The organism is Geomicrobium sp. JCM 19055, from assembly GCF_000698185.1.
GTDB classification, from domain to species: Bacteria; Bacillota; Bacilli; order Bacillales; family Marinococcaceae; genus Geomicrobium_A; species Geomicrobium_A sediminis.
The window spans coordinates 386,360-407,121 of record NZ_BAXL01000001.1 but is presented as its reverse complement, the minus strand read 5'-3'; the positions used below and the strand labels follow the sequence as shown (position 1 = coordinate 407,121).

At 42.1% G+C, this 20,762-nt stretch carries 22 protein-coding genes and 4 pseudogenes; 8 read left to right on the top strand and 18 right to left on the bottom strand.

Annotation, left to right across the window (positions count from 1 at the left end):
- Window positions 1–15 precede the first annotated feature (15 nt).
- The 10 genes and pseudogenes from JCM19055_RS25050 to JCM19055_RS31055 form a co-directional block, all read right to left on the bottom strand.
- Window positions 16–264, bottom strand: a complete 249-nt coding sequence (locus JCM19055_RS25050; RefSeq protein ID WP_081833376.1) for a carboxylesterase — start codon at window positions 262–264, stop codon at window positions 16–18.
- 23 nt (window positions 265–287) lie between these two features.
- On the bottom strand, window positions 288–677 hold the full coding sequence (locus tag JCM19055_RS25045; RefSeq protein ID WP_081833375.1) for a carboxylesterase: 390 nt from the start codon (window positions 675–677) through the stop codon (window positions 288–290).
- A 97-nt stretch (window positions 678–774) separates the two neighbouring features.
- A complete protein-coding gene (secG, locus tag JCM19055_RS02135) occupies window positions 775–1,005 on the bottom strand; it encodes a preprotein translocase subunit SecG (RefSeq protein ID WP_042358296.1) in 231 nt (76 codons plus the stop codon).
- 158 nt (window positions 1,006–1,163) lie between these two features.
- Complete coding sequence (gene eno, locus JCM19055_RS02130) at window positions 1,164–2,444, bottom strand: phosphopyruvate hydratase (protein WP_042358295.1); 1,281 nt, start codon at window positions 2,442–2,444, stop codon at window positions 1,164–1,166.
- A 17-nt stretch (window positions 2,445–2,461) separates the two neighbouring features.
- Window positions 2,462–3,985, bottom strand: a pseudogene (gene gpmI, locus JCM19055_RS02125) (2,3-bisphosphoglycerate-independent phosphoglycerate mutase).
- Window positions 3,982–4,739, bottom strand: a pseudogene (tpiA, locus tag JCM19055_RS02120) (triose-phosphate isomerase). The pseudogenes gpmI and tpiA overlap by 4 nt, the downstream one beginning before the upstream one ends.
- 13 nt (window positions 4,740–4,752) lie before the next feature.
- Window positions 4,753–5,934: a phosphoglycerate kinase gene (gene pgk / locus JCM19055_RS02115; RefSeq protein WP_042358294.1), complete on the bottom strand. Its 1,182-nt coding sequence runs from the start codon at window positions 5,932–5,934 to the stop codon at window positions 4,753–4,755.
- 95 nt (window positions 5,935–6,029) lie between these two features.
- On the bottom strand, window positions 6,030–7,037 hold the full coding sequence (gene gap, locus JCM19055_RS02110; RefSeq protein WP_042358293.1) for a type I glyceraldehyde-3-phosphate dehydrogenase: 1,008 nt from the start codon (window positions 7,035–7,037) through the stop codon (window positions 6,030–6,032).
- On the bottom strand, window positions 7,038–7,694 hold the full coding sequence (locus JCM19055_RS31060) for a sugar-binding domain-containing protein (protein WP_370542947.1): 657 nt from the start codon (window positions 7,692–7,694) through the stop codon (window positions 7,038–7,040). It lies immediately after the preceding gene.
- Window positions 7,695–7,751: 57 nt separating this feature from the next.
- Window positions 7,752–8,075, bottom strand: coding sequence for a hypothetical protein (locus tag JCM19055_RS31055; RefSeq protein ID WP_370542946.1), 324 nt, complete (start codon window positions 8,073–8,075; stop codon window positions 7,752–7,754).
- A 187-nt stretch (window positions 8,076–8,262) separates the two neighbouring features.
- On the opposite strand from JCM19055_RS31055, the gene JCM19055_RS02100 reads away from it, so the two are divergent.
- Genes JCM19055_RS02100 through JCM19055_RS02090 form a run of 3 tightly spaced genes read left to right on the top strand, consistent with a single transcriptional unit; the run spans window position 8,263 to window position 9,591 of the window.
- Window positions 8,263–8,592 carry a PadR family transcriptional regulator gene (locus JCM19055_RS02100; RefSeq protein ID WP_042358292.1) on the top strand — a complete coding sequence of 110 codons (330 nt, stop codon included), beginning with the start codon at window positions 8,263–8,265 and terminating at the stop codon, window positions 8,590–8,592.
- Window positions 8,589–9,008: a permease prefix domain 1-containing protein gene (locus JCM19055_RS02095; protein WP_042358291.1), complete on the top strand. Its 420-nt coding sequence runs from the start codon at window positions 8,589–8,591 to the stop codon at window positions 9,006–9,008. The genes JCM19055_RS02100 and JCM19055_RS02095 overlap by 4 nt, the downstream gene beginning before the upstream one ends.
- Window position 9,009: 1 nt before the next feature.
- Window positions 9,010–9,591 (top strand): hypothetical protein, encoded by a 582-nt coding sequence (locus JCM19055_RS02090; RefSeq protein ID WP_042358290.1) that lies wholly within the window; start codon window positions 9,010–9,012, stop codon window positions 9,589–9,591.
- A gap of 70 nt (window positions 9,592–9,661) precedes the next feature.
- On the opposite strand, the pseudogene JCM19055_RS02085 reads toward JCM19055_RS02090, so the two are convergent.
- The 4 genes and pseudogenes from JCM19055_RS02085 to JCM19055_RS28010 form a co-directional block, all read right to left on the bottom strand.
- Window positions 9,662–10,722 (bottom strand): annotated as a pseudogene (locus tag JCM19055_RS02085) (hemolysin family protein).
- A pseudogene (locus tag JCM19055_RS02080) lies at window positions 10,723–12,103 on the bottom strand (hemolysin family protein). It abuts the pseudogene before it with no gap.
- A gap of 591 nt (window positions 12,104–12,694) precedes the next feature.
- Entirely contained in the window at window positions 12,695–13,285 is a 591-nt protein-coding gene (locus tag JCM19055_RS02075; RefSeq protein WP_042358289.1) for a TetR/AcrR family transcriptional regulator, read from the bottom strand.
- A gap of 107 nt (window positions 13,286–13,392) precedes the next feature.
- Window positions 13,393–13,527 carry a hypothetical protein gene (locus tag JCM19055_RS28010; protein WP_265181653.1) on the bottom strand — a complete coding sequence of 45 codons (135 nt, stop codon included), beginning with the start codon at window positions 13,525–13,527 and terminating at the stop codon, window positions 13,393–13,395.
- Between JCM19055_RS28010 and JCM19055_RS02070 the strand changes: the two genes are divergently transcribed.
- Entirely contained in the window at window positions 13,527–13,841 is a 315-nt protein-coding gene (locus JCM19055_RS02070; RefSeq protein WP_152549697.1) for a hypothetical protein, read from the top strand. The two genes, JCM19055_RS28010 and JCM19055_RS02070, sit on opposite strands and share 1 nt — an antisense overlap.
- Window positions 13,842–13,846: 5 nt before the next feature.
- Here the strand turns inward: JCM19055_RS02070 and JCM19055_RS02065 are convergent, their stop codons facing one another.
- From JCM19055_RS02065 to JCM19055_RS22350, 3 genes are read right to left on the bottom strand one after another with little or no spacing between them, the layout of a single operon-like run.
- The gene (locus JCM19055_RS02065; RefSeq protein WP_042358287.1) at window positions 13,847–14,227 is read right to left on the bottom strand and encodes a hypothetical protein; all 381 of its coding nucleotides are present in this window, start codon (window positions 14,225–14,227) and stop codon (window positions 13,847–13,849) included.
- Between the two features lie 50 nt (window positions 14,228–14,277).
- Window positions 14,278–14,820, bottom strand: a complete 543-nt coding sequence (locus tag JCM19055_RS25040; protein ID WP_265181677.1) for a hypothetical protein — start codon at window positions 14,818–14,820, stop codon at window positions 14,278–14,280.
- Window positions 14,793–15,614 carry a hypothetical protein gene (locus JCM19055_RS22350; RefSeq protein ID WP_052365793.1) on the bottom strand — a complete coding sequence of 274 codons (822 nt, stop codon included), beginning with the start codon at window positions 15,612–15,614 and terminating at the stop codon, window positions 14,793–14,795. Before JCM19055_RS22350 ends, JCM19055_RS25040 begins: the two co-directional genes overlap by 28 nt.
- A 219-nt stretch (window positions 15,615–15,833) precedes the next feature.
- Here JCM19055_RS22350 and clpP point away from each other — a divergent pair, with 219 nt between their 5' ends.
- Complete coding sequence (clpP, locus tag JCM19055_RS02055; protein ID WP_042358286.1) at window positions 15,834–16,430, top strand: ATP-dependent Clp endopeptidase proteolytic subunit ClpP; 597 nt, start codon at window positions 15,834–15,836, stop codon at window positions 16,428–16,430.
- Between the two features lie 66 nt (window positions 16,431–16,496).
- Here clpP and JCM19055_RS02050 read toward each other — a convergent pair whose 3' ends face one another.
- On the bottom strand, window positions 16,497–17,531 hold the full coding sequence (locus tag JCM19055_RS02050) for a hypothetical protein (protein WP_042358285.1): 1,035 nt from the start codon (window positions 17,529–17,531) through the stop codon (window positions 16,497–16,499).
- Window positions 17,532–17,926: 395 nt separating this feature from the next.
- On the opposite strand from JCM19055_RS02050, the gene JCM19055_RS26905 reads away from it, so the two are divergent.
- The 3 genes from JCM19055_RS26905 to JCM19055_RS02040 all read left to right on the top strand — a co-directional run bounded on the left by JCM19055_RS26905 (window position 17,927) and on the right by JCM19055_RS02040 (window position 20,715).
- Window positions 17,927–18,088, top strand: a complete 162-nt coding sequence (locus tag JCM19055_RS26905; RefSeq protein WP_193745262.1) for a hypothetical protein — start codon at window positions 17,927–17,929, stop codon at window positions 18,086–18,088.
- Between the two features lie 135 nt (window positions 18,089–18,223).
- Entirely contained in the window at window positions 18,224–20,194 is a 1,971-nt protein-coding gene (locus tag JCM19055_RS02045; protein ID WP_052365792.1) for a S8 family serine peptidase, read from the top strand.
- A 71-nt stretch (window positions 20,195–20,265) separates the two neighbouring features.
- Window positions 20,266–20,715 (top strand): carbohydrate-binding protein, encoded by a 450-nt coding sequence (locus tag JCM19055_RS02040; protein WP_052365791.1) that lies wholly within the window; start codon window positions 20,266–20,268, stop codon window positions 20,713–20,715.
- Window positions 20,716–20,762 lie beyond the last annotated feature (47 nt).

The window sequence follows — 20,762 nt, the reverse complement described above, 5'->3', positions numbered from 1 at the left end:
GGTGAAACTACCCTTTCAAAAAAAATGCTCAACATCTCGAATGACTAGTTCTTGTTCAACATCATGACATAGAAAATGATTCGAGTGTTCATACATCCTTAACGTTTTATTCTTAGAACCTATTTGTTCAAACAAATAAGTGGCACTCTTTTCAGGAACGAGAATATCCTTCATCCCTTGCCCAATCATCACAGGTGATGTAACACCTTCAACGAACGGCCGCATGAGTCGGATCGTCTTAATAAATTGATAAAAAGCCGTCATTGGTGTTTCCCTACGCTTATCATTTACAAGATCAAGCCAAGGTTCTCAGATCCTCGATAACTCGCTACTAAATCTTGAACCATCTGTGGTCTATTCACATAATAAGCCGCAGCATTTAAGAGAACGAGCTTCTTCACTGGGTACTTTGCTGCTAAGTAACAAGCGAGCATCCCTCCCATTGAAAAGCCGATCACATACAATTCATCCACGTGTTTTAGCATTTCTTTTGCGGCACGGTCAGCCGTATAAATCCATTTTGCCCCTTCTGCTTCGCCTATATCTTCCCCTACACCGTGACCTGGGAGTATTGGTGTGTAAACGAGCCACCCTTTCTTTCTTTGCAGGCGCTCTGTAAGGGGCTGCAACTCTTCTGGGGAACCAGTAAACCCGTGCAAACATAAACATCCGATCATACTGTAACCCCTCCGTTCAATGCTAACGCTCGTAGAATTCCCTAATTTAATGTAATTCAAACAAAAAAACAGCTGGGAGAATACGCTCCCTAGCTGCTTAAATGAAGTACGCTAATAATATCGTTAGCACGAAGAAAAGTACAGCCAGTATAACTGTCGCTTTTGAGAGAAAAGCCTCGATACCCCGTGCTTTTTGCTTACCCATCAATTGTTCTGCACCACCGGAAATCGCTCCGGATAATCCAGCACTACGCCCTGATTGTAATAAAACAACTGTGATTAAAGCGATCGCAGTTAAAATCAATAATACGATTAAAATGGTAGTCATCGTGTGCGCACCTCCCAAGTACGACAAAGGAAGCCGTCGGACTGCCCCTGTTTCACGTAATTATCCTTACTTTATCTTAGCACAAAAGGACAACATTAGGCAAACTGACCTTCTAGGCATAGAAAAGGGGCTGAACCGATTGGACAGCCCCTTTATAATTAGTCTAAGTTATAGAATGTTTCTTTGCCTGGGTAAACGCCACGTCCACCGAGTTGGTCGTGAATACGAAGCAACTGATTGTACTTCGCAACACGGTCTGTACGTGACGGTGCACCTGTTTTAATTTGGCCAGCATTTACGGCTACAGCGATATCCGCAATTGTAGCATCTTCTGTTTCACCTGAACGGTGAGAGATGACAGCTGTATAGCCTGCACGCTTCGCCATTTCAATTGCATCGAACGTCTCAGTCAGTGTACCGATTTGGTTCACTTTAATTAAGATCGAGTTGCCGACACCTTTCTCAATGCCTTCAGCAAGCTTTACTGTGTTTGTGACAAACAAATCATCACCGACGAGTTGCACGCGGTCACCGATGCGCTCAGTAAGCTTCTTCCATCCGTCCCAATCGTTTTCATCAAGTCCATCTTCAATAGAAACAATCGGGTATTTGTTAACGAGGTTCTCGTAGAAGTCGATCATTTCATCAACAGTCTTAACGACCCCTTCGCCTTTTAAGTTGTACTTACCGTCTTCATACATTTCTGAAGCTGCAGCATCCATCGCAAGGACAACATCTTCTCCTGGCTTGTATCCAGCGCGCTCAATAGCTTCCATAATTGTACTTAGCGCTTCTTCGTTTGAATCAAGATCCGGTGCGAAACCACCTTCATCACCGACGGCTGTATTCAAGCCTTTTTCTTGAAGTACTTTCTTCAATGTATGGAAGATTTCTGTTCCGATCATCATCGCAGAACGGAAATCGTCTGCACCAACCGGCATAACCATAAATTCTTGCAAATCAACAGAGTTGTCCGCATGCTCGCCACCGTTTAAGATGTTCATCATTGGAACTGGTAACGTTTTTGCGTTGATCCCGCCAAGGTATTCGTAAAGCTCAACACCTTGCTCTTGCGCTGCAGCATAAGCACAAGCGATTGAAACACCAAGAATAGCATTGGCTCCCAAATTGCCTTTGTTCGTCGTTCCATCTAGTTCAATCATTAGCTGGTCAATGCCAATTTGATCACTTACATCGACGCCAACAAGTTGTGGTGCAATCGTTTCATTCACATTTTCAACGGCTTTAAGAACACCTTTACCCATGTAACGAGTACCACCGTCACGAAGCTCAACAGCCTCATGCTCTCCTGTGGAAGCTCCACTTGGTACGAGGGCACGTCCTAAAATACCATCTTCTGTTACGACTTCAACCTCAACTGTAGGGTTCCCTCTTGAATCCAATACTTCACGTGCCAATACATCTGCAATCATTGTCATGGCTTAACCAATCTCCTTTATCGCTTTAATAGGCTCTTGCCTGTCATTTCTTTCGGTTGCTTAATGTCCATCAGTTCTAACATCGTAGGTGCTAAATCTGCAAGAATACCGTCTTCACGAAGGGTGTACGAATCATTCGTAACAATGACCGGAACTGGATTTGTCGTATGCGCTGTCATCGCTTCTCCAGAAGTTGTCACTACTTCATCTGCATTCCCATGGTCAGCCGTCACAATTAGTGTACCACCTTTTGCGTGAATGGCGTCAGCGATTTTCCCTAATCCTTCATCTACCGTTTCAATTGCCTTAATTGTTGGTTCTAGTAGTCCTGAATGTCCAACCATGTCAGGGTTGGCGTAGTTCAACACAATGGCATCGTGTTGGTCGTTTTCGATTGTTTTAAGGAGAGCATCTGTCACTTCAGGAGCGCTCATCTCTGGCTTTAAGTCATACGTCGCAACTTTTGGAGAGTCAATTAAAATCCGCTCTTCTAAAGGAAAGACATTATTTTGACCACCGTTTAAGAAGAACGTGACGTGAGGGTATTTCTCCGTTTCTGCAATACGAAGTTGCGAGAACCCTGCTTCACTAATCGTCTCACCCAGTGTATTCACTGGCCTCGTTGGCGGAAAAGCAATCTCTCCTACAACATCGTCATGATACTTCGTCATCGTCGCGTAGAAGATTTCTGGGTGTTTGCCCCCACGTTCGAATTCTTTAAAGCTCGGATCAGTCATTACTTTAGAAATCTGAATCGCACGGTCAGGTCTAAAGTTGTAACTAATGATCGCATCTCCCGATTGAATCGGCTTCGCACCTGGCAATACCGTAGGTTCAACGAATTCATCGAACGTCCCTGCTTCATATGACTGATCAATCAAGGCAAGTGGGTCTTCTGCGACATTTCCTTCATTATGAACGAGCACACGGTAAGACTTCTCAATTCGTTCCCAACGGTTATCCCGATCCATTGCATAATACCGACCATGAAGCGTACTTAGTATCCCTATACCTAATTCCTCAAGCTTCTCTTGTAACGCTTTAAGGTAGATTTTAGCACTTTTCTGACCTACGTCACGCCCATCGAGAAAACCGTGAATGAAGACGTTTTTTTACGTCATTCTCCTTAGCCATCTCGAGTAGTGCAAATAGGTGTTCAATATGACTATGAACACCGCCATCAGAGAGAAGCCCATAAATGTGCAAATTAGATTTTTTCGCTTTGACGTGATCAATTGCCTCTTGGAAAACCGCGTTCTCAAAAAAAATGTTCCCGCTGCAATACCTTTATTAATGAGCGATAAGTTTTGATGAATCACTCGTCCAGCACCGATGTTCATGTGACCAACTTCAGAATTTCCCATCTGACCAGCTGGAAGACCAACATCCTCACCTGCAGCTATTAACGTCGCATGAGGGTACTCCTTCCACAATCGATCAAAATTAGGGGTATTTGCCTTCGCAACTGCATTGCCTTCAACTTCATCTCGAAGAGCAAACCCGTCTAAAATGATAAGAGCAACTGGCGGTTGCTTTCTCATCGTACTGTCTCCTCAATCAATGCAAGGTACGAATCAACATCTACGCTCGCACCACCAACGAGGGCACCGTCGATGTTGTCTTGAGCCATGTAGCTCGCGATATTCTCTGGCTTCACACTGCTCCGTATTGAATTCGAATTGCATTTGCCGTCTCCGGTCCGTACGTGTCAAAAAGAAACTCGCGAATCGTTTTGCACATCGCTTCTGCATCTTCTGGCGTTGAAGATTTTCCAGTTCCGATTGCCCATACCGGTTCATACGCAACAACAACCTCAGCAGCTCGTGCAGATTCAATCCCCGCTAATGCTTGTTCTAATTGCGCCTTTACAACAGTATCAGCGCTTCCTGATTCTCGGTCTTCAAGCAATTCTCCAACACAAAGAATCGGTGTAATTCCGTGATTGAGGGCTGTTTTGACTTTGGCATTCACACGCTCATCTGTATCGTTGAACATTTCTCTACGTTCAGAATGACCAATAATCGCAAGCTTCACACCAATGGAAGTGAGTGCCGCGGCACTAATCTCACCAGTAAACGCACCCTTTTCTTCCTCATGAAGATTTTGAGCACCGATTTGTAAATCTGTGCCGACCGCTTTTTCCTTCATTCCTTTTAAGGAAATCGCTTGAGCACAAAGTGCATACTCAACTTTGTCAGATGAAGGCAATTTCTCTGTCACTTGTGTCACGAAATGAAGAGCATCTTCATCCGTTACGTTCATTTTCCAATTTCCTGCAATAAATGGTTTTCTCATTGATTATCACCCTTTATTTATCTTGAAGTGCTGTCACACCGGGGAGGTCTTTTCCTTCCATAAACTCAAGGGAAGCTCCTCCACCCGTAGAAATATGGCTCATTTGATCCGCGTAGTTAAACTTCTCAACTGCTGCAGCTGAGTCGCCACCGCCAATTACAGAATACGTATCGCTCTCTGCCATCGCTTCTGCAACACCTTTTGTTCCATCAGCAAACGGGTCCATTTCAAATACACCCATCGGACCGTTCCAAACGGTAAGTTTTGCATCTTTTACAGCTGCCTTGAACTGTTCAATCGTTTTCGGTCCAATATCAAGCGCTTGCCAATCATCTGGAATCGCATCGACCGTTACAATTTCAGTATTTGCATCATCACTGAATGCGTCTGCTACTTTCACATCAACAGGAAGTAACAATTGAACGCCGTTATCCTTTACCTTTTGCATGAACGTTTTTGCCATGTCAATTTTGTCGTGTTCAAGAAGTGACTTGCCGACGCTATATCCTTGTGCACGAATAAACGTATAAGCTAAACCTCCACCTAAAATCAACGTATCAACTTTATCTAATAAGTGATCAATAACACCGATTTTATCTTTCACTTTCGCACCACCGATGATTGCAACAAACGGGCGGTTCGGATTTTCTAGTGCTTTTCCGAGTACATCCAGTTCCTTTTCAAGGAGAAGTCCTGCAGCTGACGGTAAATGATGTGCAATGCCTTCTGTAGAAGCGTGAGCACGGTGAGCAGCACCAAACGCGTCATTAACATAGACGTCCGCAAGCTTAGCCAGTTGCTCAGCAAGTGCAGCGTCGTTTTTCTCTTCGCCTGCTTCAAATCGCAAATTCTCAAGTAATAAAATTCCTTGTTCTTGCAACTGATCAACAGCTTTTGTTACATCATCGCCAACGACATTGTCTGCTTTATGTACCGTTGTACCAAGCAGTTGTTCTAAACGCTTAGCGACCGGGTCTAATCGCAATTTCTCAACGACTTCGCCTTTTGGACGTCCGAGATGACTTGCCAAGATCACTTTCGCACCTTTTTGTTGTAAAAGTTGAATTGTAGGGATTGCTGCGCGAATGCGCGTATCATCAGTGACGGTTTCACCGTCGAGGGGTACGTTAAAATCAACACGGCAGAATACCGTTTGACCTGCTAGATCTACATCGTGGATTGTTCGTTTATTCATGGAAAAGGTCCTCCTTAACGCATTTATACGTTAATTTTCATAAGAAAGAAGGGAGCGAACGCGTACGTCTCTCCCTTTTCCTTTTTCATATCTTATTATAACCCAACTCTAGCCATATGAGCGACTAAGTCGACAACACGATTTGAATATCCGTATTCGTTATCATACCATGAGATAACTTTTACCATGTTTCCTTCCATAACCATCGTCGATTTCGCATCGATCGTAGAAGAAAGCGTACTACCGTTATAGTCGCTAGAGACAAGCTCTTCTTCGCTATAACCGAGAATACCTTTCATTTCTCCTTCAGAAAGCTCTTTTAGCTTCGCGTTTACTTGCTCATCCGTGACATCTTGATTAAGTTCAACAACGAAGTCAACGAGTGATACATTCGGTGTTGGCACACGCATTGCAGCTCCATTAAGCTTACCTTCAAGTTCAGGAAGCACGAGCGCTACAGCTTTTGCAGCTCCAGTAGACGTTGGAATAATGTTCTCCGCAGCAGCACGCGCACGACGATAATCTTTGTGAGGAAGATCAAGAATTTGTTGGTCGTTCGTGTACGAGTGTACTGTGTTCATAATTCCACGGCGAATTCCAAACTCATCGTGTAATGCCTTTGCTAATGGCGCAAGACAGTTTGTCGTACAAGATGCGTTAGAAACAACCGTATGCTCTTCTGGGTTGTACGTCTCATGGTTTACTCCCATTACGAACGTTGCGTCTACATCTTTACCAGGTGCTGAAATAATGACGCGTTTTGCTCCACCTTCGATGTGCTTGCTTGCATCTTCTTTAGAAGCAAAACGACCTGTCGCTTCGACTACGACGTCAACGCCATATTGATCCCAACCGATTTGTGCTGGATCGCGCTCAGAAGAAATCGCAATCTTCTTCCCACCAATAAGAAGGTTGTCGCCGTCTACTTCAATTTCTGAAGGGAACGTTCCATGTACAGTATCATATTTCAAGAGGTGTGCTAACATCTCTGCGTCTGTAAGGTCATTGATTGCTACTACTTCTACCTCTGGGTTGTTTAAAGATGCACGATACACCAAGCGTCCAATTCGTCCAAAACCGTTAATACCAATCTTCGTTGTCATTTATAAATCCTCCTCTAGAGTATCTAAAACAGCTTTCGCTGCTGCTTCGTCTGTAATCAATAAATCACTCGGTCGATGCGTCATATAGGATGCAATCGCTTTAGCTTTAGAAGCACCACCTGCAACCGTAATGACCATTTGTTCTTCATTCAAATCCGAGAGCTGTAATCCAATCGTTCGTTCTTTATGAACGATCTTCCCGTGATGATCGAAGTAATACCCAAACGCTTCAGATTGAGCGCTTTTCGTTTTTAAACCTTTAAGGTGTTCTTCCGTTGATCCTCTTCGTGTCGCCATTGATAATGCATCACCAACACTATGAATGACCATACGAGGGTGACGGATTAGCTGTAGTAGTTCTCGTATACCCGGTTCTTCAATCAATGAATCATAGGCTGTTTCACTTAATTGATCTGGTACGTGAAGCAATCGATAGTTCGCTTCTGCTTGTTTCGCTAAATCAGCGCTAATCGTATTTGCTTGCAATTCCACGTCTTCGCCAAGTCCCCCACGGGCAGGAACAAATGTGACATTGCTAAGCCTGGCATGAGGATACACAGCAGCGGCCAAAGCGGCCAGCGTTGTTCCACCTGCAACTGCAACAACGTCTCCTTCACCAAGTGTTTGAATCATTTCGTCCACACATGCGCGACTCATCTCTTTTTTTCACCCAGTCTTGTTCATCACTATTTCCTGGAGCGACGATGACTCGCTTCACATGAAGCGCGCGTTCAAGTTTCGCCTGCAAAGATGTTCGACCGTAAGCACTTGAATCGAAGATTCTAATGCCTCGAGCAAATTCTTTCCATCTTCAGTAAGGCGCATACCTTGCGTCTCAATTAAAAGCAACTGTTCATTTTTAAACAGTTCAACTTCCCTTCTCAACACGCGTTCCGAAATGTCCATTTCTTGTGCCAATGCTCTTCGACCAACCGGTTCACTCACACGAATGTAACGTAAAAGATGATACCTCCTTATAAGGTTATCCATCAGATCTGGCTGCAGTTTCTGCTGCCATTTTAGTAATGTTTCATCCATGATCTACTCAGCTCATCTTTCCGGGAACGAAAAAGTCCCGCATTGACTTTTCTGTTCCCACTAACTTAATTATCATTATAAATTAAGATTGTCGTTTTTGCAATTGATTCATCATTACTTTGACAGATAGAGTAATTAACGCTATGATTACTCTATCAGATAGAATACACAGAAAGGACCGTGCGTTGTGGTACGAAGTGACTTGTTACGAGGACACCTAGATAGCATTATTTTGACACTCATCCTCGAAAAAGATCGTTACGGTTATGAAATTTCTAAAGAGATTAGCTTGAGAACAAATGAACGATTCATGATTAAAGAAGCAACCCTCTACGCTGCCTTTCAACGGTTAGAACGAAAAGAGTTGATTCATTCTTACTTTGGTACTGAGTCACACGGCGGGAAACGCAAGTATTATGCCATTACGATTCTTGGGAAAGCATACTTACAAGAATTGAAACATGAATGGCTCGAAATGAAAGAAATTGTAGATGTATTTTTGGAGGGAAACAAATGAAAGACATACGTGCGCATGTCGAACATCTTTTTCGTGATATCCCTAACAGCGAAGAAAAAGAAGCAATGCTTCATGACCTTTGCTGGAACTTGGAAGAAAAGGTACGCGACTTAATGGAGACGGGTAAGTCAGAAGAAGATGCGATTAATAAAGCCATTGTGGAATTTGGAGATGCCGAAGAATTAAAAGCCGAATTACGTGAATCATACCCGACCAATCCATCACTTACAAAAAGAAAAAAAGCGAAATTGAATTTGCACTTTTCCCTATGGGGAAGCTCGCTTGTAATCTTGCTATTTCTTTTTATCAACTTTTACTACACACCAGACACGATTTGGTTCATCTACCCGACGTTCGCCATTCTTTGGTGGCCACTAGCGATGACGTTCGTTTACAAACGCACGGAGGACAAGTAACGTGAGCCGACGATCCGAATTGGCTGCAGTACTACTCGCAACATCAATCATCGCTATCGTCTTTATCACGCTTGATCTATTGCTAAATCCTAACGTGAGTTGGTCTATTTATGTGAGTTTGTTTTTATTACTCTGGCCTTTCTCTTTGCTGCCACATCCGGTTTACAGTACGATCGGAGCGATATGGATTATAGGGTTAATGACTGCAATAAATGTCATTGAGACACCCGAATACTTATGGGCTCTCTATATTCTTCCACTCATTTGGTGGCCCCTATCCGCTTGGTTCCCTCATCAATTTAAAACAAAACCGTTTGCATGGATTAGCTTTTTAATCTTGGGCGGCTATTATGTAATGCTAAATTTTGTTTACGATGACCGTTTTCCTTGGAGCATCTTTCTACTCTTCGCATTACTATGGTGGCCCTTCACGAGACAATGGAGCGATCGCCCCATTTGTTATTCTTATCTCATGGCAACAACGACGAGTATCTTTTTTGTTGTGGTGAACCTCATTACAACTCCCCATGAAATCTGGCAGTCTACCCGATTTTTGCTGTGCTTTGGTGGCCGCTTGCAATGACTTTCTTTTATAGGCGAAACAAAGAAACGCACCCGTAAAGGGTGCGTTTCTTTAGTGATTGTATGAATTCTTACGTTACAAGACCTGCATGATCATCGTATTCATCACGCATTTCACCGACAATTTCAGTAAGAATGTCATCCATCGTTGCAAGTCCAATCATCTTACCTTGAGAATCCGTCACGACGACAATGTGCGTTCGAGCTTTCTTCATCTTCAAGAACACTTCTTGAATCGCCATTGAAGTTTTCACATGTGGAATCTCATGAAGGAATTGTTCAATCCCACCGTTACGACCTGCTGCAATGCTCGTTAGCATTTCTTTTGTATTCAAGAAACCGAGTAGCTTGTCATTCTCATTATCCATAACTGGATAACGTGTGTATCCATGATCTTCAATGGTTTGAAGAATTTCGTCGATCTTCATTCCGACCTTTAACGTGATCATTCGTTCTTTTGGAACCATAATTTCATTCATCGTTCGTCCATCAAATGAAAAGAAGTTCTCTAAATAAGCAAGTTCTGTTTGATTGATTTGACCACTTTTATAACTGTCTGAAACGATTAACCTTAATTCTTCTTCGCTATACGCTGTTTCATGTCCAGCTGGCTTCACACCAAACCATCCGAGAATCTGCCTTGCTGAACCATTTAGAATGCGAATAAAAGGTCCCATAATGACACCGAACCAATACAGTGGTGGCGCAAGTAATAACGTCATTTTCTCAGGGAATTGAATCGCTAATGTCTTAGGCGCGAGCTCTCCAATAACTACATGGAGAAACGTTACTAAAGCGAGTGCGATTGCATAAGAAAGAACAGTCGCCATCGCATCAGAAACACTATAATAATCAAACACGGGACGAAGCATTCTCTGAACCGTAGGTTCACCGAGCGCACCTAACACTAAAGCTGTAATGGTAATTCCTAACTGACAGGCCGACAAGTAATAATCAAGGTTATGAGCAACCTTTTTTTGCTAGGATCGCTTTTTTTATTACCTTCTGCAATGAGTTGGTCAATTCTTGACATGCGGACTTTAAGAATGGCGAACTCGCCACCTACAAAAACACCAGTTAAGAGAATAAACAAAGCTACGAAAAATAAATTAACGAGAATAAATAGATCCAATTATTCCCTCTCAATAGGAGAGGGACTCACCTCCACAGTTTTTAGTATGCTTTTTGTTAAAGTTATGTCACTGATGCGTGCTGTTTGAATTTCACTTTTTTTTATCTGGTGATGATCGGCTTCAACTACAGACCATCGGTGTTCATCCATTTTCACTTCGACTTTTTGGACCGATTCGTCATTTTCTTGGGTCATGTACTGAATCCATCCACCAATGGTGTCGATATGCTCTCGGTTATCAAATTCCAGTCCGAACTGCTCTTCTAGATCATCAAGTAAGACACGACCGTTGATGAAGTAAACGTCTTTTGCTACTTTTTCAATGTCGCTCTCTTCATCCTCATCAAACTCATCTCGTATTTCACCGACTAACTCCTCGATGACTTCTTCCATCGTAACGATTCCTGAAGTTCCGCCGTATTCATCAATAATAATCGCCATCTGAACTTTGTCTTGTTGCATCTTGACCATACAATCTTGGATGCTCGTCGGTTCTAGAATAAACGGGAGGTCGCGCATGTACAGTTTAATGTCTATATCTCTTCCCGCAACGATGTCTTGTAGCATTTTTTTTGCATTTACAACACCGATAATCTTATCCTTATCACCATCATCAACCACTGGGTATCTCGTAAAATTGTGTTCATCAAAAATGGCGATGAGCTCTGCATTCGTCATGCCTTCTTGAATAGTCACAATTTCAGTTCGCGGGACCATAATATCTTTTGCAACGTGTTCATCAAACGAGAATACATTCTCCATATATTGAAGCTCTTCTTTATCAATAGTTCCGCCTTGGTAGCTTTGCGTCATAATAATTTTTAATTCTTCTTCCGTATACGCTTGGTCGTGTCCGATTGGTTTGACACCAAACGTTCGAAGCAACAAACGTGAAGCACCATTAAGTGTGACGATAAAAGGAAACATCACTTTACCGAACCAGTACAGAGAGCCTGACAACATTAACGTCATCTTCTCAGAAAACTGAATAGCTAACGTTTTCGGTGCCATTTCACCAATGACAACGTGTAAATACGTTACAAGAAGAAACGCAACCGCGTAAGAAATGACCGATGACATTGAAGGTGATACATTAAAATAATCAAACACCGGATACATAAGACTGCTGACAGCTGGCTTTCCTAATGCTCCAAGTCCTAATGCTGTCACCGTAATTCCAAGCTGACAAGCGGATAAATAATAATCTAGATTTTGAGTTATTTTTTTTGGCGACAACTGCCTTTTTATTGCCTTCTGCAATTAATTGTTCAATTCTTGAACTTCGAATCTTTACAACTGCAAATTCCGAAGCCACAAAGAACGCAGTTAAGGCCAAGAAAACCACAATTAGAATAAGATTAATTATTGTACTTAAATCCAATTATTTCCCTCAGTAAGAGGGATTCACCTCCGTGTATTTTGAAAAGACATTTATTTTAGAATTATTTGTTTTGTCATTCTTTTTGAACAGAAATACTTTTACATTCATCATCTATTTTACTTCTTTTCGCGTGTTTCTATTCAAACCGGTAAGTCGCTTATACGTTCATTTAAGTTCGATCGGTTCGGAATTCTTCGAGAGGCACACGCAATCGCTCCAACAAAATGAAAATCTCAAACTCACTCCATTTGTAAGCTCTAACACCTTCCCAAAGTCAATCACCCCGATCTTTCATATCATTATCATTCGTTTTAAAAACACTAACTATTAATCGTATTCTATGCTGCTTGAACCCCCTACTTGCTGAGGGTTAAGAAGATTATATCAAAATCGCGCTAAACGTAAAGAGTAAAAATTAGCATCACACAATTAATTTACAGAAATTTAATAAAACAAACTTTTTTTTGTTCACAATTTACTCTTACTGCCTTCATGCGTCGGCAATTATAAGGCAAAACAAAAACAGCACAACCGCTGAGGCCACGCCCACTGAAGCGAAGCCACAAAAGCCATTTTTTAAGAAGGTTATTTCTATCGACAAATATGAGCTAAATAGTGACGAACGTACGTCTCAATTTCCGTTTGGCTAAAGCCTCTTAACTTTGAAATTGCATTTAAAATAAGTCCATCCGTATAAATCTCTAATTTTTTTATTTCTAAATCTAGGTCTAACCCTTCTTTCAAACAATCTCCTTTCTGCAATTGAACAAAGACTGTTTCTAGAAATTCACGGTAAATCGTTGTAAACCGCTGATATAGTTCTTTATTCTCCTCTTGCTCCATCACTGCAAATTGAATCCAGATTGCATTTTCCATTCGCTGCTCTTGATCGCCTACTTGTATGTATTGAACAATCATCTGAACTGCATAGTCAAATGCAGACGTCCCTTTCGGTTCAACTTCGTCCATCCGTTGCTTTGTCCGTTGAAATAAGGTTTCCATTGTATACCGATATAAATCACTTTGCTTTGGAAAATAGTATTGAATGGAACCGAGCGACAGCCCGACTTCTTTAGCAATATCTCGAAGTGTCGTTGCCTCAGCCCCCTTTTGTTCAATGAGTTTCATAGCCGCTTTTGCTATGATTTGCTTTCTTTTTTGATGGTCCACTCGTTTTGGCATGCTGCATCCAACTTCTTGCCTTTTCATAAATTATTACGTTATACTTTTATTAAGTCAATTGACTTAATAAAAGGGAGGTTATTGCTTATGTTTAACGATCTCTCACACTACTTCTTCATTTTCATCGCTAGTCTGATTCCGTTTATGGAAGTCATGATTGCGATCCCAACAGGCATTGTTCTTTTTAACTTACACCCCGTCACGACAACTTTCGTTGCGACTGTCGGAAATATTATGAGCATTGTTGTTTTTGTTTTTTTGGGGAACAGCATTCGTAAATTCTCTCGGAGACTTAAGCGACGCTCTACAAGAATCAAAAAAACAACCAAATCCTAAATTCGAACATTTTTATACGAAATATGGTGTAGCAGGTCTCTCGCTCTTAGGTACCTTCCTTCTTAGCAGTCAATTGACCGCTACAGCTATTGTCTCGTTTGAAGACTCTAAAGGCAAGGCAACCTTATGGGTTAGTATTGCTGTCGTCATCCTTGCCATTGTAATGATGCTTTTATCAATCTTTGCTGCCGAGTGGCTAAGCAATCTCTTAAACTTATGACTTCACTAGTCTTCAGGGTTCATTGTGCGATGACGCTTTACTCGTCGCCATTGAAATAGAAGGTCACCGAAAGAAACAATGACAATAAACCAAAAAATCTCATGATAAGGTGTTATCCCAAGTTCAGACTCTCCACCTAATGCAGTTAATGCAAACACCATAACAACGAGGTACGTGGTGAGAAACAACTGCGTTTTAAAACGATAAAGTGGGTCCCGCGAATCAATCGCTTTCGTTATAAACATGACAATATAAATCACAATAATAATCACGAATAAGAACGAAACCGGAAGAGCACCGATTACCGGGAATTCTGGAAAAAAATCACTAATCAGTAAAACCGTAAAAGCTAAAACTAACAAACTATGTAGAGCGATATTTTTCATGGTCATAATCCTTTCCAATTGAAAAGGTCGGTGTAAAAAAACACCGACCTTTAAGCGAAACGTTTTCTTTTAGAAGATGCAGGAATCTTTAATTCATCTCGATACTTTGCGACTGCACGACGAGAAACTTTAATCCCTTGTTCACTTTGAAATCGATCGGTAATCTTCTGATCGGATAAAGGTTTGCATTTATCTTCTTCCTCAATCCACTCACGAATCGACTGCTTTAGTACGGTCGCAGAAGTATCTTCCCCAACTGCACGCTGCAAACCTTTACTAAAGAAGGCTTTTAGCTCAAAGCATCCCCGCGGGGTTTGGATGTACTTCGACGTCGTCGTTCTTGAAACTGTTGACTCGTGTACACCTGCCATCTCTGCAATATGCCTCAGCGTCATCGGTCGCAAATTACCCGTATCAAAAAATTGCTGTTGATAGTCAACAATGGCTTCTGTTACAAGACGAACGGTTTGCTGTCTTTGATCGATGCTTTTTAACAGCCAAACAAGCTGTTTGTACTTTTGGTGGGCATAGTCGAAAGCTTCCTTGTTTTCGGTATTCTTTTGTTCTAATAAATTCCGATACTGTCGTTCAATCGAATTCTCGGTAGCGATTCATCATTTAATTGCACCCGCCATTGGTCGTCTTCACGCACGACATACACATCTGGGGTGATAAAACGTGGCTGTTCGCCACCCATTCCTTGTGTTGGCCAAGGGTTAAATTGCTGAATGTAATCGTGAACGTCTTGCAATTCTTTCATCGTCACTTGTAATTCTTCACTCAACGCTTTCCATTTCTTCTCTGCAAACGGTTGCAAATAAAATTCTACAATGGTTTCTGCAAGTTCAAACTCCTCAGGATGTTCACGCATTTGAATCAATAGTGACTCTGCTAAGCTTCTTGCACCGACTCCGATTGGCTCCATCCCTTGTAAATGAAAGAGCGCTTTATGAAATTGTGACTCAGTCATACTACCTTCATTCACTGCTTTATCAACATCAACTTGTAAATAGCCTTGTTCATTTAAGTTATAAATTAAATAAGTAATATGGTCATGAGTCGCTTTATCACTATTCAAATGTTGCAACTGTTCAAACAGAATGGTTGTCAAGTCCGTACGACTTTCTTTAATTTGTTCTAAGAACGATTCTGCACCGTTTTCTACTCCAGACTCATCACGATCTCTCCAAAGTACAGGAGCATCTGGTATAAATGGCGTTTCTTCAGACTCCAATACCTCAAGCAGCGGGTTCTCAAGGGCTTGATCCTCAATGTATTCCGATAATTCTAATGATGAGTACTGCAACAGTGAGATCGCCTGGCGCAATTGCTGCGTCATGACTAGCTTCATCGTCTGTTGTTGGAACAGGCCCATCTCCAGATTCATTACAATCTCCCCCTATAAGAATTGCCTATCGTAAATCATGTCTTCAAATTATGTCTAAAAGTTGAACTTTTTCTATATTATACGTTACATCACAAAATCATGCTAGATGGGTTTGAATAATTTGCAGATCGGAAATCATATAATGAGAGTATGCGTTTGATTTGACCTTTATTGACCTAAGAGGTAAGATAAATGCAGAACATATGAGGAGGTACGACAATGAACTTAATCCCAACAGTTATTGAACAAACAAATCGCGGTGAACGTGCCTATGACATTTATTCCCGCTTATTGAAAGACCGCATTATTATGCTAGGGTCTGGAATCGATGACAACGTAGCCAACTCCATCGTTGCACAGATGCTATTCTTACAAGCTGAAGACCCAGATAAAGATATCTCTCTTTATATTAACAGCCCAGGCGGATCCATTACAGCAGGTATGGCAATTTATGATACGATGCAATACATTACTCCGAAAGTATCGACGATTTGCATCGGTATGGCAGCATCAATGGGAGCGTTCCTTCTCGCTGCTGGAGAAGAAGGTCAGCGTTTCGCACTTCCGAACAGTGAGATTATGATTCACCAACCACTCGGCGGAACGCAAGGTCAAGCATCTGACATCGAGATTCACGCTCGTCGTATTATCGAAATGCGTGGCAAGCTAAACCAAATTCTTTCTGAAAGAACCGGTCAGCCACTTGAAGTGATTGAACGCGACACAGATCGTGATAACTTTATGACAGCTGAAGCTGCCAAAACGTACGGTCTTGTTGATCAAATCTTTGAGAAAAACGGTCAACCTGGAAAATAAACAAAGGGAACGATTTAACGGAGAAGATGAGCGAGTCTCATTTCCTCCGTTTTTATTTTGCCTTCGTTAACAAGGGAATTGGTAAATTCCTATGCCGTACGGTCCATTCCCAACAGGAATTGTAACGATTACTTCACATGTATTAAGGTCAATGACGGAAACGGTATTGTCTAAGTTGTTACTCACATAAGCGAGTCGATCAATGGCATTGATTGCAATTGCTCTTGGGAATCCCCCAACGTCAATATAATCAATAATTGTGTTTGTATCACCATCAATAACAGCAACTGTACCGTTATTTAATGCGGTGTATACCGTATTCGTCGCCACATCAACAGCGGTTCTGTACGGTGTAACATTCCCCGTCGTTATCGTTGCAATGACTTGACTTGTCGTCAAATCGATTACCGGTACATCTCGACTGCCATGATTTGATACGTACGCTCGTCTCGTCGTTAGGTCAATTGTAATTTGGTTTGGATTTTGTCCTACGGGTATTTGGCCGATAATTGTTGAACCGTCAATAACGTAAACAAAATTACCAAATGAATTTGTTACATACACGTAGCCTGTGACCGAATCTCGTGCAATATCATAAGGATTACTTGCACTTGCATTGGTATTAATAAACCCAACTTGTTCAAAGGTGTTTGCATCTAACAAACGAATTCCTGAAGAAACCGTTATATAAATAATGTCTTGTACAGGGTCATAAACAAGGTTGGTTGCAATATCCGCTCCAAAGGCTACTCGAATCGTTTGTACAACTTCATCTGTTTCGACGTCAATCACTTCCAATAAACCTTCAAAACTATCAATCACGTACAATTGACGTTTGTCTTGATTGACATACGCAGAGAATGGGTTGCCCGACAATGGGATCGTTCTAATCACTTCACCGGTAGCCACGTCTAACACAGTTATTGAACGATCCCTTCCATCTGCAACGTAGATCTTTCCACAAATATCAGGCTCTGGTGGAATCGTTGGTGTTGGCACCGGTGGGACGTTACCAGGACCATTGATGAGGTTATTGTTAATGACAATTCGTTGGTGACAATGATCTTTTTTTCGATCTCGACATGTTAAACCTCCTCTCATTATTATCAGCATATGTATGAATGTATAAGTTGCATGGTTATTCGATGTCTTGACCCACCCATTTTCATACAGCGCAATGTAATCTAGACTCCACTGTGTTGTTCGTCATTCATTTCATCTTCAAGCACAAAAGATACATATCTTTTTCGATGATGTTGTGAAATGAGTGTGCTAGGCTCCTTTACTTCATGAAAACAAAAACCCCTCGATTTTAGACCTAACTATCTTTTAGTTACTAAGTCACAAATCCATCTTTTTATGGAGGTCGAAATCACTGTATTCAATTACTTGGGGAGGCTTTTTGTTTCGTATATAGAAATAGTCGTTCAATAGAAGATTAAAGGGGGGTTATTCGTACTTACATTACAAGCTTTAATTGCAAAAAGGAGGACAAGATGACTAAATTCAAAACTTTCGCACTTTCTAGTATTTTCTTTTTATTAGCGTCTTCAGCATTACCTCAAGGAGCTAATGCTCAACAAGCAGAGGACTTTATGCAGGCACAAATCTTCGGGACCATGACTTTTCTTCTTCTTCCAATAAGACGGTTATTGTAGAGTTAGAAGAGTACTCTGAACTAGAAGCAAAGCAACGAGGGGTACGTCAGTCACGCTCTGTACTTACTGATGAACGAAGTAACGTCATCGAGAACATTGAACTGAACGTAAGCTCAGTCGATGTGATTCAAGAGTATGGATACGTTTTTTTCAGGCTTTTCTATTGAACTACCTGAAAATGAAATTCCACAACTACTTACTATTGACGGAATAAAAGCGGTTTACCCTGACGTTGAATATGAAACAGGGACGGTCGGTGAGGAAATTCCGATTACAGAAGAGGAATTTAGTCCGCATATGCTCGATAGCGGTCCATTCATCGGGAATGAAGACGCATTTGACCTCGGGTTCACTGGGGATGGTGTAACTGTCGCTGTAATTGATACAGGTGTTGATTACACACACCCTGACCTTGCAAGCTCCTTTGGTTCTTACAAAGGCTATGACTTTGTTGATAACGACGAAGACCCACAAGAAACACCTCCAGGAGACCCTCGAGGTAATCAAACGAACCACGGTACGCACGTAGCAGGTACAGTCGCAGGTAACGGACTCGTAACGGGCATTGCTCCTGATGCAGATCTTTTAGCATACCGTGTATTAGGTCCTGGTGGTTCTGGTACGACAGCAAACGTTATTGCAGGGATTGAACGAGCGGTTCTTGATGGCGCAGATATTATGAACTTATCTCTCGGGAACACCTTGAATGACCCTGACTTCGCAACGAGCATCGCCTTAGATCAAGCAATGGCTGACGGTGTTGTTGCAGTCACTTCTAACGGAAATTCAGGCCCTAACAACTGGACAGTTGGATCACCAGGAACGTCACGAGATGCAATTTCTGTCGGTGCAACTCAACTTCCTTTCCCAGAATACTCCGCAGCTTTATCGAGCGGAAGTGCAAGCTTTGATTCCGCAGAGGTGATGGGATTCCCGAGTGAGTTAGAACTCCTTCGTTTAAATGACGGAGACTTTGAAGTCGTTGATGTAGGAATTGGTGCTCCAGAAGACTTTGAGGACGTTGATGTTGAAGGCAAAATTGCGCTAATGGTTCGTGGTGACCTGCCATTCGTTGAGAAAGCGGATAACGCTGAAGCAGCAGGTGCCACTGGAGCAATTATTTTCAATAATGTTGCCGGGGAACAACCTGACGTACCAGGTCTTTCTGTTCCAACGATTAAGCTTTCACTAGAAGATGGTCAACAACTTCAATCTCAAATCACTCAAGGAAACAATACCGTTTCTTTTGACCTTGATTTTGAACGTGAAGTAGGCGAAACTGTCGCTGATTTCTCTTCAAGAGGCCCGGTTATGAACACTTGGATGATTAAACCAGATGTTTCAGCACCTGGTGTAGCGATCGTGAGTACTGTTCCAACACACGATTCTTCAAACCCACATGGGTATTCATCAATGCAAGGAACGAGCATGGCTTCACCGCATGTTGCCGGTGCTGCTGCACTCCTTCTCGAAGCTGATCCAAATGCATCTGTTGATCATGTACGCTCTGCACTTATGAACACAGCTGAATCACTTTATGATGCAGACGGAAATGCTTATCCATTTAACACACAAGGAACAGGTAGCATTCGTCTCGTTGAAGCATTAACCGTTGATTCAACTGTTTCACCAGGTAGCCACTCATTCGGTATTTTCACAGAAGAAGACGGCATCCAAACGAAGCGCAGTTCATTTACGATCAATAACGTTTCTGATCAACGCCAAGCCTATGGCTTTGATATTGAATTCCACGGCAATCCAAGTGGAATTACTGCGATGTCAAGCAGCGATATCGCCCTTCAACCAGGAGATTCTGGCGAAGTACGCCTTAACATTCAGGTAAATCCTGATCTACTTGAACAAGATTACTATGAAGGTACGATTACCGTACAGAGTTTAACTGATACGATTGAAGTACCGACAATTCTTTTCGTCGGAGAGCCTGATTATCCACGTATTACGAGTCTTAATGTGCTTGAGACTGACGAAATTAATGAGTTCGATGTAGTCGCGAATGTTCCTCGAGGAGCTGAGGAACTCGGATTTTGGGTCTATGATGCTCAAACAGGTGAGTATTTAGTCTTGCAAATACGTATTCCGACGTAACTGGTGGTACGTTTGAAACGAACTACGACGCTACACTTAACGGCAACCCACTTGATGAAGGTGAGTACGTCATGATTGGCTATGCGACGTACCTCGAACAAACGAACACTGCACAAAGTGATGTGTTTGAAGTTCTGGCTCAAGACGAAGAAGCAACAGAACCTGCTCCAGAACCCGAACCTGAAAACCCACCACTGTGTGAACACGAAGCTTGGTCTAGTTCAAACATTTACACTGGTGGAGATCGCGTTGAACACAACGGCAATTTCTATGAAGCAAAATGGTGGACGCAAGGTGAGAACCCTGAACAATCTGGACAATGGGATGTTTGGAAAATCGCCTCTGATTGTACAGAACCTGAATTAGAAGACGGATACCCAGTCTGGACTCAAAGTGAAGTCTACGTCGGTGGCGATCGCGTCATGCATGACGGTCAACTATTCGAAGCAAAATGGTGGACGCAAGGAAACAACCCGAACGACTCAGGCGAATGGGACGTTTGGAAAGCTGTACAAGACTAACTCCGATACTCCCTTCAACGTACACGTCTACGTTGAAGGGAGTTTTT

Excerpts from the sequence above, each read along its gene's own strand:
- JCM19055_RS25050 (WP_081833376.1), bottom strand. The coding sequence starts at position 264 with ATGACGGCTTTTTATCAATTTATTAAGACGATCCGACTCATGCGGCCG.
- JCM19055_RS25045 (WP_081833375.1), bottom strand. The coding sequence starts at position 677 with ATGATCGGATGTTTATGTTTGCACGGGTTTACTGGTTCCCCAGAAGAG.
- secG (WP_042358296.1), bottom strand. The coding sequence starts at position 1,005 with ATGACTACCATTTTAATCGTATTATTGATTTTAACTGCGATCGCTTTA.
- eno (WP_042358295.1), bottom strand. The coding sequence starts at position 2,444 with ATGACAATGATTGCAGATGTATTGGCACGTGAAGTATTGGATTCAAGA.
- pgk (WP_042358294.1), bottom strand. The coding sequence starts at position 5,934 with ATGAATAAACGAACAATCCACGATGTAGATCTAGCAGGTCAAACGGTA.
- gap (WP_042358293.1), bottom strand. The coding sequence starts at position 7,037 with ATGACAACGAAGATTGGTATTAACGGTTTTGGACGAATTGGACGCTTG.
- JCM19055_RS31060 (WP_370542947.1), bottom strand. The coding sequence starts at position 7,694 with ATGAGTCGCGCATGTGTGGACGAAATGATTCAAACACTTGGTGAAGGA.
- JCM19055_RS31055 (WP_370542946.1), bottom strand. The coding sequence starts at position 8,075 with ATGGATGAAACATTACTAAAATGGCAGCAGAAACTGCAGCCAGATCTG.
- JCM19055_RS02095 (WP_042358291.1), top strand. The coding sequence starts at position 8,589 with ATGAAAGACATACGTGCGCATGTCGAACATCTTTTTCGTGATATCCCT.
- JCM19055_RS02075 (WP_042358289.1), bottom strand. The coding sequence starts at position 13,285 with ATGCCAAAACGAGTGGACCATCAAAAAAGAAAGCAAATCATAGCAAAA.
- JCM19055_RS28010 (WP_265181653.1), bottom strand. The coding sequence starts at position 13,527 with ATGCTCATAATATTTCCGACAGTCGCAACGAAAGTTGTCGTGACGGGG.
- JCM19055_RS02065 (WP_042358287.1), bottom strand. The coding sequence starts at position 14,227 with ATGAAAAATATCGCTCTACATAGTTTGTTAGTTTTAGCTTTTACGGTT.
- JCM19055_RS22350 (WP_052365793.1), bottom strand. The coding sequence starts at position 15,614 with ATGAATCTGGAGATGGGCCTGTTCCAACAACAGACGATGAAGCTAGTC.
- clpP (WP_042358286.1), top strand. The coding sequence starts at position 15,834 with ATGAACTTAATCCCAACAGTTATTGAACAAACAAATCGCGGTGAACGT.
- JCM19055_RS02050 (WP_042358285.1), bottom strand. The coding sequence starts at position 17,531 with ATGAGAGGAGGTTTAACATGTCGAGATCGAAAAAAAGATCATTGTCAC.
- JCM19055_RS26905 (WP_193745262.1), top strand. The coding sequence starts at position 17,927 with ATGACTAAATTCAAAACTTTCGCACTTTCTAGTATTTTCTTTTTATTA.
- JCM19055_RS02045 (WP_052365792.1), top strand. The coding sequence starts at position 18,224 with ATGGATACGTTTTTTTCAGGCTTTTCTATTGAACTACCTGAAAATGAA.
- JCM19055_RS02040 (WP_052365791.1), top strand. The coding sequence starts at position 20,266 with ATGATTGGCTATGCGACGTACCTCGAACAAACGAACACTGCACAAAGT.